Origin of the sequence: Shewanella sp. GD03713, assembly GCF_029843705.1 — a bacterium.
GTDB lineage: Bacteria > Pseudomonadota > Gammaproteobacteria > Enterobacterales > Shewanellaceae > Shewanella.
Map to the genome: position 1 here is coordinate 2,875,950 of NZ_JAOCIW010000001.1, position 12,305 is coordinate 2,888,254.

Here is a 12,305-nt window from a genome sequence, read left to right on the forward strand (position 1 = left end):
TGCACCACCTAACGCCCAACATAGCAGCTAGCAAAGCTGGCACGTAATTGCGCAGCAATTTGAGTGACAGGCTTGACAGTTCGTTGCTGCTGCTTGTTAAAAGCCGACTTCACGACAGCTCCTTGTCTCTCTTTTAGGGTCATGTGGCCGACTATTATTGTATGCATATGCAATATGGTGCCTACCATTGTCATCTAGGATATCGCACTTTAACTTGTAAGGCTTACCTAAACCGGAGCGCCAATAGTGGTGCTTCTTTTCATATTCAGTCTCGAATAACGCGGTAAACTCTACTGCAACTATCCAAGATCTGGGAATTGACCTAGCCTTCAAGTGAGCCTCTAGCCTATTTCGATAAAACTTGATAAGCGAGTCAAACTCATTGGTTTCAGGCTTGATGCTTCCTGATAGCAGTTCGATTGACACTTCCTTTTTAGAAGCATTCTCGACAAACTTATGTAGCTTCCCAATTCCCCAATAGCCATCCACATCATTATTTCGGCTATTGAAAGAACCGATTAATCCACTAGCTATACTTCCTAATTCATTTCTTCGAGCCATAGTTCCTAGAGGCTTTTAACATTTTATTCGTGCGTATGCGCGTTTACCTCGTTTGACCAGTGAAAACGCGCATAGTTAACTATCCGTCATTCCGCACCTAATTTTCGATTTAAAAAAACTTGACGGCGATCGGCCATTCTGATCTATTACTACTTTTTGCAGGTAGATCATTATGGCCACTCCCGCTATCGCTATTCGTAACCTCGACCACCTTGGTTTGGTCGCTGCACTCTGCCAAGAACTCGGCATTGCTCGCATGATTGATGCGGTGCTCCCCAAAACGCCGCCCTACAAAGTTTCACATGGTGAAGCCTTGGTGGCGATGATTCTGAATGGTCTTGGCTTTCATAGCTCCACCTTGCACATGTTCCCGCAATTCTTTGCCAACAAGCCTGTAGAGCGTCTGATTGGCCCTGGGATCTGTGCCGATGACCTAAATGATGACGTGCTCGGCCGCTGCCTTGATGCCCTCTTTGAGGCCGATGTCAGCACGCTTTATCAGGTGATGGCGGAACAGGTCGTCGAGCGATTGGAGCTCAAAAGTACCGCAGTACACCTCGATATCACCAGTTTCCACGTCGATGGTGCCTATGACCAAGTCGATGGCGAACAGCTCGGTAAGTTGCAATTGGTACGGGGCTACAGCCGCGACCACCGGCCAGAGCTAAACCAGGTTATCCTGGAACTTATCTGCGAAAATCAAGCCGGCCTGCCCATTTATATGCAAGCCTTGAGTGGCAATAGTAATGATACCAAGGCCTTTGCCCAGACCGTACGGCGCCACTTGAGCAGTCTCAAGGCCGCGCAGGAGAGTCGTTATCTGGTCGGCGATGCGGCGCTGTATTGCACCGACACCTTGCAACTACTGGCACAACAGCAACAGTTGTTCGTGACTCGTGTGCCTGTCACCCTCAATGAGGCCAAGCGAGCCGTGGCAACCATTGGCACCCAGTCGCTGGTTGCGCTGGGCAATGGCTATCATGGCTGTTGGCAAAGCGCCAATTATGCCGACGTCGCGCAGCGTTGGTTGCTGGTGCGCAGCGAACAGGCTAGCCACCGTGAGCAGCAAACATTAGCCAAAAACCTACTGAAAGACAGCACGCGTGAGCTGAAAGCCTTTGGCAAATTATGTGCTCAGCGTTTTGCCTGCGAGGCCGATGCGCAGGCTGAATTAGCCCGTTTTGCAGCCAACTTAAATCTGCTGCAACTGGAAGCAGAGGTCGTGAGTGAACCTCTCTATGCTGGGCGCGGAAGGCCGCAAAAGGGTGAAGTGCCGGTGAGCTACCAATTTCACATCAAGGGGTTAGCCGCAAGTAGCTTGGCGCGGGTAGCAGAGGCACGCAACCAGACTGGGGTGTTCATCCTCGCGACCAATGATCACAGTGAAACGCTCACCATGGCTGAGCTGTTGGCAATCTATAAAGCCCAGCAGAACGTCGAGCGTGGGTTTCGCTTTCTGAAAAGTCCCGAATTTTTAACCTCGTCGTTGTATCTTAAAAAACCAGAACGTATCGAAGCATTACTGATGGTGATGACCTGTAGCCTGATGATTTATGCGGCGCTGGAGCACCGTATCCGGCAGGGCTTAGTAGAGCAGAATCGCAGTGTGGCGGACATGAAAAAGAAACCCACGCAAAAACCAACTGCGCGCTGGATCTTTTTACGCTTTGGCGGGGTACACGAGTACCAGTTAGGAGAGGCGCCACCTCAGGTCACGGGGCTAACGGCCGACCAGCAGATCATTCTCGACGTGTTAGGTGAACGCTATCGGCAAATTTATTCCTAAATCAGGTGCGGAATGTCGGAACTATCTGTATGCAAAGAACTTATCAGCTTTCTGCCAAATACACCATCTGGAAAAACGCGCATGCGCGTTTTCCAAACCTATTAACTAAAATTCAGTTACTATATTCACCTGATTTTATAGAGTTTTATTTATTTCGGATGGAATTAGTGCGCACTGATTTTGTCTGAAAATTATACCAAAACACCTAAGTTTAAATACGACTGTATACCCATACATTGTTAGCCGATTTCTGGTAAGGCCAAACATAGGCAAATAGATAAGAATATTTATGGCTGCAGGAGTGGGAATTTTCGGTTGAGCTAACGAGCCGAAACACAGAATGGGGCAAAAAGCTTTTAGCCAGATGAACTGTTTTTATCTTGTTTTAACGATTAAATAGTAATGGCGGCTATTTCGGATTAGCCGCCATTATCTTATAAACCGATGAGTCTTGGCGTGAACTCAGCGCCTTTCACCTTCTTGTGTATTTCACTCATAACTTCAATTAATCACATTAAAAAACGCACTATTTTGCAGCGGTTAACTCAATAAAGGCGGCGGTGTACATTTTCAGATTCAGCATAAACTGTTTATGGGTAATAAATTCTTTCTCCGTGTGGCCAGTGTATTCCACGCCCGGCATGGCTGGGCCAAAACTTAAGGCGTTGGGGAATAACTTACTGTTGGTTGAGCCGCCAATAGCAACAGGTTTGGGAGATGCTATGCCGGTAAAGTGGGCAAATACATCGAGTAAGGTCTGCTGATGCGGTGCATCCTTCATCACCATAGGCTCGCCCCAATAACTTTCTACGTCGATGAGTGTCACTTGATGCTCAACTTGCCATTTGTTCAGTGCATCCTTGGCTTGGGCGGAGAGTAACTCAGGCGTTTTGCCCACTGGGCGACGTAGATTAATGGTGACTTCCGTCCCTTTACTCGTTTGCGCAACGACTGTGGGAGCCAGCGTTAACGCGCCCATAAAATCATCTTTATAGGCCAGCTCGCCAAACTGCTCTGCATAAATCCCCAACCCCACTAACTCATTCATGGCGGCGACGGTTAAAGCCGCCGTGGTTTTAGGCCAAGTATATGGCTGCAGTAACGCGGCCAAATGCGTCACGGCATTCACCCCATCTTCTGGTGTGGAGGAATGGGCCGCCTTACCGTCGGCAAAAATATGCAAGTCGCACACGGCCTGCTCGCAAGTTCGCTCGAATCGATACTTCATCCCCTGTTGGTTGGCCGCGCTCGACTGTAACTGTGCCAATAAGCTTGGGGTGATGGCATGAATTTTAGCCTCGGCTTGCTGTGGTACTTGGCTAGCAAAATAACCGCCTGAGAATGCCGTTAGGCTCGGGACATTCGCTGCCGCGCCCTGCTCCTGCGTTGGCTCGAGATTCGGTACAGTAAACCCAATCTTACTCCAACCCTTTTCGGCGGTAACCACAGGATACTCAGCATCTATGGTGATATTCATCTGCGCTGGGGTGTAATGGGCTAAAAAGGCCTTTAGCGGATCCCAATCGGACTCTTCGGCTAAATACACCAACAGCTCAATGCGTTTTTCCCGTTTGAGTTGTTTATCTTTGATGGCCTTCATCGCATACATGGCGGTGACAATCGCGCCTTTATCATCTTCGGTGCCACGACCTATCAGCTTGCCAGGTTCAGACTCGGTATCCAGCACATAGGGGCTCTTGGCCCAGAGCGCGGGATTGGCGGGTTGCACATCGCCGTGGGTGACGATGCCCAATTTCTCAACCTGTGAGCGTTGGGCATCGACAACATTGGCATCGAGGCCAATCAGCACCACATAACCATGGTCGGCATAATCGAGCCCGAGTTCTTGGCTCAAGCTTTTTAAACTCGACTTAAAACCAATAAAGGCAGGGTTGGTATCGGGCGTTTGCCCTTCCACCGCTTGGGTATTAAAACTGATTAAATGCGCCAGACTCTCGACCATCTGCGCGTCATAGGTGCTCACCGCATAATCGGCCACCTTAAGCGCATCTTGGCTAAGCGTGATTGGCGATGCTGCAGCTTGCGTCGATGTCCACAGCGCAGCGGCTAATAGGGAATAAGAAAAACGACGACAAAGGCTCGTATAGTTAAACTGAGGCAATTCCATAGAGGTCCTATTTATTATTTGTATGATTAGGGACTTACATTGAAACGCATCCAAGCAATGGCTTTATCCTTTACCTAATATTGCTTTAGTGCGGGCCTCAGTTTGCCATAGTTCTTCCGTTAAAAACCGCAAGCTAACCATTTGTTACAAACAAAACACAAAATCGATGGAACCCTTAGTCGGATACATGCTAAACAGTCACCTTAAAATAACATTAATGGTCTGCAGTACCATTAATCCAACAGAATAATAATCACCTAACGGGGAATTGACATGAAGGGACTAAGCCTAAAATCACAGGCCCTTAACGCGCGCACACTCAAACCACGCGCTATTAAACTGACCTTTAGCGCCATCACACTCGCCCTCGCCTTAAGTGGCTGCAGCGCACAGCACAGCGATACTGCGGCGCAGGCGACAGTCGCACCGAATGCGATGTCGGCGCAAATCATCAGCCAAAATGCCAGCAACCCATTCTTTAAACCCTATGATACATTTATGGAAATTCCGGCCTTCGACAAGATTAAGCCAGAGCATTTCCTCCCTGCATTTAAGGCGAGTATCGCCCAGCAACACGAAGAAATTCAAGCGATTGTCGATAGCAAAGACAAGCCTACCTTTGCCAATACCATCGAAGCGATGGAGTTTTCGGGCGATCTCGTCACCCGCGTATCCAACGTTTTCTTTAACTTAACTGGCGCTGATACTACTCCTGAGCTGCAAGCGATTTCTAAGGAAGTCTCGCCGATGTTATCGTCTGCCGAAGACGATATCTTATTGAACGATAAACTGTTTCAACGTGTTAAAGCCGTTTACGACAGCAAAGACAGCCTAAAGCTCAACACGGCGCAGGCCAAATTACTCGAAGACACCTATAAATCGTTCACCCGTGGCGGTGCTAACCTCAGCGAGCAGGATAAAACCAAGCTGCGCGCCCTGAATGAACAAATCGGCAAGCTTAACTTAGCCTTTGGTGACAATCTGTTAGCCGAAACCAATGCCTTCGAACTAGTGATTGATAAGCAAGCTGACTTGTCTGGTTTACCCGCCGATGTGATTGCCACTGCCGCCGAAACCGCGAAAAAGCGTGGCCATGAAGGCAAATGGGTATTTACCACCTCACGCCCATCTATCACGCCGTTTTTAACCTATGCCGATAATCGCGAACTACGCGAAAAGCTCTATAAGGGTTATATCGAGCGCGGTAACAACAATAATGCCAATGATAACAAAGTCATTCTGGCAAAAATTGCCGCACTGCGCGCCGAACGTGCACAGCTCATGGGCTATAAAACCCATGCGGATTTTGTGTTAGAAGAGCGCACCGCCAAGACGCCTGAAAATGTCTATGGCTTACTCAATAAAGTTTGGCCAGCAGCCCTTGCCCAAGCCAAGGCCGAAGTCGTGGATATGCAGGCGTTAATCGACAGCCAAGGCGGCAAGTTTAAGCTGCAAGCTTGGGATTGGGATTACTATGCCGATAAAATCCGTGTCGCGAAGTACAGCTTTAACGAGCAGCAAACTCGCCCTTACTTCTCCCTCGACAGCACCCTAAAAGGCGTGTTCTATACGGCCAATCGCCTCTATGGCTTAACCTTTAAAGAACGTACCGACTTACCTAAATACAACCCAGAAGTACGTACTTGGGAAGTGTACGATAAAGACGGCAAACTTATGGCCATCTTTATGGGCGACTATTTTACCCGTGATAGCAAACGCGGCGGCGCTTGGATGAACTCGTTCCGCAAGCAATACCATATGAACGGTGTCGATTCAAAACCCATTATTGTCAACGTGTTGAACTACCCTCGTCCTGCGGGTAATGAGCCTGCGTTGCTCACCTTCGATGAAGCCAGCACCCTGTTCCATGAGTTTGGCCATGCGCTGCACGGCATGTTATCCAATGTCGAATATCGCTCACAAGGCGGAACGGCAGTTCCTCGCGACTATGTGGAGTTCCCTTCACAGGTCAACGAAAACTGGATGACTCAGCCTGAAGTGCTCGCGCAATTTGCTAAACACTACAAAACTGGTGAAGTGATCCCGCAGGAACTGGTGAAAAAAATCCAAGCCGCCAGCAAATTCAACCAAGGCTTTGCGACCGTTGAATATATGGCCGCCACTAAGCTCGATTTAGATTGGCACACCCTAACCGATACCACGCCTAAGGATGCCGCCAAGTTTGAGGCTGACTCCTTAGCTGCCATGGGATTGATTAATGAGATCAGCCCACGTTACCGCAGCACTTACTTCTCGCATATCTTCGCGGGCGGTTATTCAGCCGGTTACTACAGCTACCTCTGGTCAGATATTTTAGGTGCCGATGCCTTCGAAGCCTTTAAAGAAAATGGCATTTTCGATAAAGCGACGGCCGATGCCTTCCGTAACAACATCTTATCTAAGGGTGGCAGTGACGACCCTATGCTGATGTATAAAAACTTCCGTGGTAAAGAAGCTGGCATTGAGCCGCTGCTGCGTAGCCGTGGTCTGTTAGCGGAGTAATCGCATCCCTATGGGGAAAAGCGAACAGATAAAAATGGGGAGCTAAGCTCCCCATTTTATTGCGCGTAAACGCACTCACCGCACATAAAACCACTGCTTAGCTAAATAACTCCACCGGCGCATCGTTAGGAGTAAGCTGCAACAGGGTTTCAAACGACATGCCTAATTTATTCAGCAGCGACTTAGAGGCCTGATTATGCGGGCTAACGATCGCGACAATCCGTTCAATCCCTAGGGTTTTACCGAATTCCAGTGAGGCCTTAGCTGCTTCAAACGCATAACCTTTACCCCAATACTGCGGCAAAAAGGCATAGCCTAAGTCCACATCCGCCAGCGTCGGCCGTTTAATCAGGCCACAAATGCCAATCGGAAAACCATTTTCGGCCAGCACCACGGCAAACAAGCCAAAACCATGCTCGCGATAGCTAATCGCGGGTCCATTGGCGATATAGTCCTTGGCATCTTGCAAACTACGCACACCCTTATCACCGATATTGTCGATAAATCCTTGGGTGTTGAGTAAGACCAAAATAAATGACGCATCATCGGGCGTTAACTGCCGCAGCAGCAATCTTGGGGTTTGGGCAACTTGCATACTAAGGACTCCCATTCAGAGGGGATAAACTAGGTTATAGGTAGCGGGCGTACTGGCTGCCATCCTTTTGCGGTTTTTTCGGTGCGGCTACCGCTGGGGTGCCCACATATAAAAAGCCGACGATTTGATCCTCTGGCGCTAAGCCTAATGCCGCATTCACGTTGGCGTCGAAGGCAAAATCCCCAGTGCGCCACACTGCACCTAATCCTAGCGCGAATGCCGCTTGCTGCATCGCCATCGTGGCGCAGCCCGCTGCGATTTGCTGCTCAAGTACTGGCACTTTGGGGTGCTGTTGGGTTTTCGCCACAACGGTAATCACCATAGGAGCGCGCATCGGCATCCCTTTGGCTTTATTGATAAAATCTTCATCGGCACCGCTGGCTTTAGCCGCGTTAACATAGATATCTGCTAAGGTATCTAACCCTTGGCCTGTGGCAATAATAAATTCCCACGGTGCTAAGGCGCCATGATCTGGCACTCGAATCGCCGCATCTAAAATGATTTTAAGCTCATGCTCGTTGGGCGCTGGCGCGGTTAATCTTGGAGTGGATTGGCGGGTGAGTAAAAGTTCGATAGCGTCCAAGTGATTATCCCTGTTCTGAAAAATAGGTGCGTGTAAATTGGCTCAAGCATAGCAAATTGCGGCTAAAGAGGTACAAAAAATCCCACGCAAAGGTGGGATTGAAAGTGTTAAAAGCAAAGTCACTTGGCTTACTTTACGTTATAACGCTTCGCGATAAAGTAATCGAGACTGGTATAACGCCCGCCTCCAAGGCTAAAGAGTGCCAGCAGCATAATAAAATAGGTCGCTGCGAACTCAATACCATTATTTAGCACCACCAAGTTACCCGAGCTGGTCAACCAATCGTAATTGCCGTATTCCTGCAACAGGGATTTGGCCTTATCCAGCTTATCACCCGCCTCAAGCACCCGTTCATTGGCGAGCCATGAACTGCCATCGGCAATCGCCAGCCAACCATTAGGCCAATGCACAGTAAACGCCGCCACCAGCATGGTTATCATCAAAGGGATAGAAATCAGCCGCGTCGCTAAGCCAACGAGTAATAAAAATGCGCCAAAAAACTCAGTGCCCGCCGCCAAGGCAGCCATTAACGTCGGCATAGGCAAACCCAATCCCCAATCGGGATTAGCAAACCAAGCCGCTGTGTCTTCAAAGTGCACGAGTTTGTTATAGCCAGCTTGCATTAGCACTAGCGCGAGATAGAGCCTAAGGGCTAAGGGGGCAAGCCCCTCAGCATAACGGCTCGCATTGAGGAGTTTTTGATAAATATTCACAAGGGACATGGGCAATCTCAACATTAGATGGAGTTGCCCAATAGACCTTGGCTTAGAGATTAATCTTTCGCGACTTTTGCCACTTTTTCGATCCCCTCTTGATTTAATTCACGAAGATCCTGAATAAGCTTATTCAGCTTTTTATAAAAATGCTTGGACTGCTTCGCTGACAGACTAGCATTGATCGTGAGTAACAAGCCACCGAAGGCTTCGGTGTTTTGCCTTAAAATGGCGCGATGTTTTTCCGACTTAAGCTCGTCAGGGCGCGTCATCAGCAGGGTCAATCGTTCGGTCAGCAGCGGAATATCGCTGCGCTGCCCAAGGGCAACCTCAAATTGGCGCAGCCATTCGTGGCGGTAATCGAGCCACATATCTAAGGTCGACAGTCGCTGCTGGTTATATTGATGAATAAGCGTTTTTTGCTCATCCGTTACGCTACCCAGCCAGTCATCAAATTGCTCAATAAGATTCTCATCGGCCTCTTGCTGTAACTGCTCGGGGGTTTTACCGGCAAATTCCTTAATCAATTCCTGCTCGTCTTTTCGCGACTGGGCAAGAATTTGCTTCACCTGTTCATCGGTTAATGATGAGATGATCGGCAACATTTCTGGCAGTGCAAACTCAAATAACCGAAACCAATGCCGTTTGGCGAGTGTGACGTGCTCGGCCCACAATGCGGGAGTTAAGGTATTGGTTTGGATCTGCTGCTCAACTTCGGTTAGCTGCGCCACATAATGGCCGAGTTCTTCGGATTGGTGCCAAAGTACAAACTTGTCGATAAGCCCATCAACGACCTTTTGCTGGTTTTTATCAAGGCTGACATAGTCATCCAGCTCCCAACCTATGGCCCAGTCGAGAAAATGATAACTAAATTTGGTCGAGCAGGCCGTTAAGCCAAACAGCAACACCAGTAACAACACACCTTTTTTCATCAATTTGCATCCGTTCAGCCTTGGTCATCCTATGACACTGAGGTTAATAGAAAGTTTATTTTTTTAACACAACAACCTTAACCAAGCCGTGGCGGTGAGAAACAAAATACTTAGGATGCGTGGCTGATAAGTGGCCAAAAAAGATCGAACCAGTCGAAGTATTCCTGCTGCCGCTCGCCATGGGTGTGCGCCGCCATCAATAATGCCCAATACACGGCAAACACCCAATACATCTCGATGGCAGCGGGTATCGCCTTGATGGCATCCGAGGTTAAGCCGGGGTGTCCTGCCAGATACTGTCGCACTAACAGATGCCGCTGCGCAGGTGTTAATTGGTGCGTGGCGAGCACAACGGCCAGTTCACACAGTGGATGGGAAGCGGTTGTATACTCAAAATCTATGCAATACAACTGGTTATCTTTAAGCAGCAGATTATGGGGATTTAAGTCGCGATGGCAAAACTGCGGTTTGACTAAACAATCGGCTAAGGTTGCCATCCAACCATGGATCTGCCTTTGTATGCTGAGCAATTGCGCCAATCGGCTCTGCCAAGCCTCGCCCTTATCCGCTGCGGCAAAGTCTAACAACTGCGCGTGATATTCCTGCCATTGCTCAGTGATACTGATGTGGTACGGCCCAGTCGCTTGCTCGCGAAGCTGTTGCAGCAATTGCAGTAACAGGCTGTGGGCGCGATTCGGTGTTATGGCTTCCAATACGGCGAGCCGTTCGGACGGATACCAAGCCTGCTTGTCTGCTGCACCCTTGATATCGGCATGAGATTGCAACCAAGCCTCAATATGCGCTTCACCTAGGCAAAAGGTCGCCGCACAGCATTGAGACTCTAGTTCTTTCCAGCTTAATTCATTCGAGCTTAAGTTTGGCCGGCTTAAGTTTGGCAGGCTCAGTTCTTGATAACCTGATGCCATACTTGGCTCGCGTGACACTAGGTTATCAAGTCGATCAATACCACTTGCCGCAATAGGCTCTTCGGTAAGCAGATTTGCCCTGCCCTCAACATCCTCCATCAGCGGCGCAAACTGAGATGCTATAGGAAGGCTTGGGAGAGATTGCGCAAAGATAAACTCGCTTAGGTAATAACGCTGATCGCCACTCACCCACAGCAACTCGGGGGCAAGCTTTGCCTTGGCAAGATGGCGCCAATAGAACAACTCTTGCTCCCGCGAACAAAAGCTGTCGGCGGCATCGGCGTTTTCACGCAAGACATAATGGGCCGTCGGCGTCTCGATATGATAGTTGTGGTTACTTAATCCATCCGCTAACGGCTGGATTTGGCTGATATCAGTAAGGCCTGCCTGTGCTAATACCGCAAGCAGCGTATCCTTGTGCTGTCCAATAATCGGCGGCATTAGCGGCTTACCACAACAATCGTGTTAAATAGCGTATTAGGCATTTGCAGCCCTTGTGTATTGGCCATCATCTATTGATATCTGCCACCGTTAGCCGAGTAGTTTTGCGGCGCTCGACTCCAGATGGGGATTGCGGCTATCGGCAAGGGCAGCGCGCCACAGGAAATAGCCGACAACTGCCAGGCCAACATAGAGCACAAATAATAAGGAGGTCAGCATCAGTCCCTTGCTGAGGTAAAGGTAAATCGATACCAGATCGATAACCACCCAATACAGCCAATTCTCCAATACTTTTTTGGCGACTAAATAGGTTGTCATCACTGCAAAACAAGTGGTCGCCGCATCGAGGTAAGGAAAGGAAGCCTGGGTAAAGGTTGCCATCCCATGCCCAACACCAAGGGAGACAATACCAGTCGCGACAATCAGCTTTAAATGGGTTTTCAGCGGCCAAGTAGTCACTTTCACCCCTTGATGTTTGTCGCCGCCTTGGGTCCAGAGCCAGTATCCATAGAGTGCCATGGCCATATAATAAATATTCAGCACCGACTCCATCAGCAGTGCCACTTTCCAAAACAAGACAGTGTAAATGGCCGTGCTGGTAAATGCCGCCGCCCAGCACCAAACGCTTGCCTTCATGGCCAGTAGCAAATAGGCCATGGCCAATACCACGGCTAAGGCTTCCCATGCGGTCATCACATGGACTTCCCCTAGGGCCGCATTAACACTATTGGCCAGCGTTAACCATAATTCTGTCATTGCCTTACTCTCACTCTATATCGCTTGCTTGAACCACTTAGCTTTAGCGTTCAAGTTAACTCAGGGCGTTACTCGCTGTGGGCTAAATTCAGCTCACCACCAATAAACTTACATACAAACACCGCTTTGCCCCATTTCTCATGGGCGGCTTGCATCTCGGTCGCGAGCATGGCCATCACGTCTTGATAGTCGCCACAGACTTGCGTCGCCATGGCATTGGTAACACGTTGAATCGTGGGGTAATTGTCCAAGCGATGGATAAACCATTTGATCGGATCGAGATAATTTTCATTAAAGGGATACATGCTAATTTCGGCGGTGAGTTTCATCTTCACTCCTTGGGTCAAATGCTAATAATGCAATCGTCAGGCGGTGACGCAAT

The 12,305-nt window shown here is 49.1% G+C and carries 11 protein-coding genes; 2 read left to right on the top strand and 9 right to left on the bottom strand.

Annotated features, from left to right (window positions below):
- Window positions 1–96: 96 nt before the first annotated feature.
- The gene (locus N5E87_RS12730; protein ID WP_086904952.1) at window positions 97–561 is read right to left on the bottom strand and encodes a hypothetical protein; all 465 of its coding nucleotides are present in this window, start codon (window positions 559–561) and stop codon (window positions 97–99) included.
- 172 nt (window positions 562–733) lie between these two features.
- Here N5E87_RS12730 and N5E87_RS12735 point away from each other — a divergent pair, with 172 nt between their 5' ends.
- Complete coding sequence (locus N5E87_RS12735; protein WP_218558478.1) at window positions 734–2,347, top strand: IS1634 family transposase; 1,614 nt, start codon at window positions 734–736, stop codon at window positions 2,345–2,347.
- 526 nt (window positions 2,348–2,873) lie between these two features.
- Here the strand turns inward: N5E87_RS12735 and N5E87_RS12740 are convergent.
- Entirely contained in the window at window positions 2,874–4,475 is a 1,602-nt protein-coding gene (locus tag N5E87_RS12740) for a dipeptidase (RefSeq protein ID WP_086902126.1), read from the bottom strand.
- A 273-nt stretch (window positions 4,476–4,748) separates the two neighbouring features.
- Between N5E87_RS12740 and N5E87_RS12745 the strand changes: the two genes are divergently transcribed.
- Window positions 4,749–6,977, top strand: coding sequence for a M3 family metallopeptidase (locus N5E87_RS12745; RefSeq protein ID WP_086902127.1), 2,229 nt, complete (start codon window positions 4,749–4,751; stop codon window positions 6,975–6,977).
- A gap of 97 nt (window positions 6,978–7,074) precedes the next feature.
- On the opposite strand, the gene N5E87_RS12750 is transcribed toward N5E87_RS12745, so the two are convergent.
- From N5E87_RS12750 to N5E87_RS12780, 7 genes are all read right to left on the bottom strand, one after another.
- Entirely contained in the window at window positions 7,075–7,572 is a 498-nt protein-coding gene (locus N5E87_RS12750) for a GNAT family N-acetyltransferase (protein ID WP_011623064.1), read from the bottom strand.
- Between the two features lie 34 nt (window positions 7,573–7,606).
- A complete protein-coding gene (locus tag N5E87_RS12755; protein ID WP_011626471.1) occupies window positions 7,607–8,155 on the bottom strand; it encodes an NAD(P)H nitroreductase in 549 nt (182 codons plus the stop codon).
- Window positions 8,156–8,283: 128 nt separating this feature from the next.
- Window positions 8,284–8,877, bottom strand: coding sequence for a DoxX family protein (locus N5E87_RS12760; RefSeq protein ID WP_086902128.1), 594 nt, complete (start codon window positions 8,875–8,877; stop codon window positions 8,284–8,286).
- Between the two features lie 50 nt (window positions 8,878–8,927).
- On the bottom strand, window positions 8,928–9,800 hold the full coding sequence (locus N5E87_RS12765) for a DUF6279 family lipoprotein (RefSeq protein WP_086902129.1): 873 nt from the start codon (window positions 9,798–9,800) through the stop codon (window positions 8,928–8,930).
- Between the two features lie 110 nt (window positions 9,801–9,910).
- Complete coding sequence (locus N5E87_RS12770) at window positions 9,911–11,167, bottom strand: phosphotransferase (RefSeq protein ID WP_086902130.1); 1,257 nt, start codon at window positions 11,165–11,167, stop codon at window positions 9,911–9,913.
- 90 nt (window positions 11,168–11,257) lie between these two features.
- A complete protein-coding gene (gene pnuC / locus N5E87_RS12775) occupies window positions 11,258–11,923 on the bottom strand; it encodes a nicotinamide riboside transporter PnuC (protein ID WP_086902131.1) in 666 nt (221 codons plus the stop codon).
- 68 nt (window positions 11,924–11,991) lie between these two features.
- Entirely contained in the window at window positions 11,992–12,252 is a 261-nt protein-coding gene (locus tag N5E87_RS12780) for a YkoF family thiamine/hydroxymethylpyrimidine-binding protein (protein ID WP_086902132.1), read from the bottom strand.
- Between the last annotated feature and the right edge of the window lie 53 nt (window positions 12,253–12,305).

What these genes read in the sequence shown, in the direction of transcription:
- N5E87_RS12730 (WP_086904952.1), bottom strand. Translation starts at nt 561, where the DNA reads ATGGCTCGAAGAAATGAATTAGGAAGTATAGCTAGTGGATTAATCGGT.
- N5E87_RS12735 (WP_218558478.1), top strand. Translation starts at nt 734, where the DNA reads ATGGCCACTCCCGCTATCGCTATTCGTAACCTCGACCACCTTGGTTTG.
- N5E87_RS12740 (WP_086902126.1), bottom strand. Translation starts at nt 4,475, where the DNA reads ATGGAATTGCCTCAGTTTAACTATACGAGCCTTTGTCGTCGTTTTTCT.
- N5E87_RS12745 (WP_086902127.1), top strand. Translation starts at nt 4,749, where the DNA reads ATGAAGGGACTAAGCCTAAAATCACAGGCCCTTAACGCGCGCACACTC.
- N5E87_RS12750 (WP_011623064.1), bottom strand. Translation starts at nt 7,572, where the DNA reads ATGCAAGTTGCCCAAACCCCAAGATTGCTGCTGCGGCAGTTAACGCCC.
- N5E87_RS12760 (WP_086902128.1), bottom strand. Translation starts at nt 8,877, where the DNA reads ATGTCCCTTGTGAATATTTATCAAAAACTCCTCAATGCGAGCCGTTAT.
- N5E87_RS12765 (WP_086902129.1), bottom strand. Translation starts at nt 9,800, where the DNA reads ATGAAAAAAGGTGTGTTGTTACTGGTGTTGCTGTTTGGCTTAACGGCC.
- N5E87_RS12770 (WP_086902130.1), bottom strand. Translation starts at nt 11,167, where the DNA reads ATGCCGCCGATTATTGGACAGCACAAGGATACGCTGCTTGCGGTATTA.
- pnuC (WP_086902131.1), bottom strand. Translation starts at nt 11,923, where the DNA reads ATGACAGAATTATGGTTAACGCTGGCCAATAGTGTTAATGCGGCCCTA.
- N5E87_RS12780 (WP_086902132.1), bottom strand. Translation starts at nt 12,252, where the DNA reads ATGAAACTCACCGCCGAAATTAGCATGTATCCCTTTAATGAAAATTAT.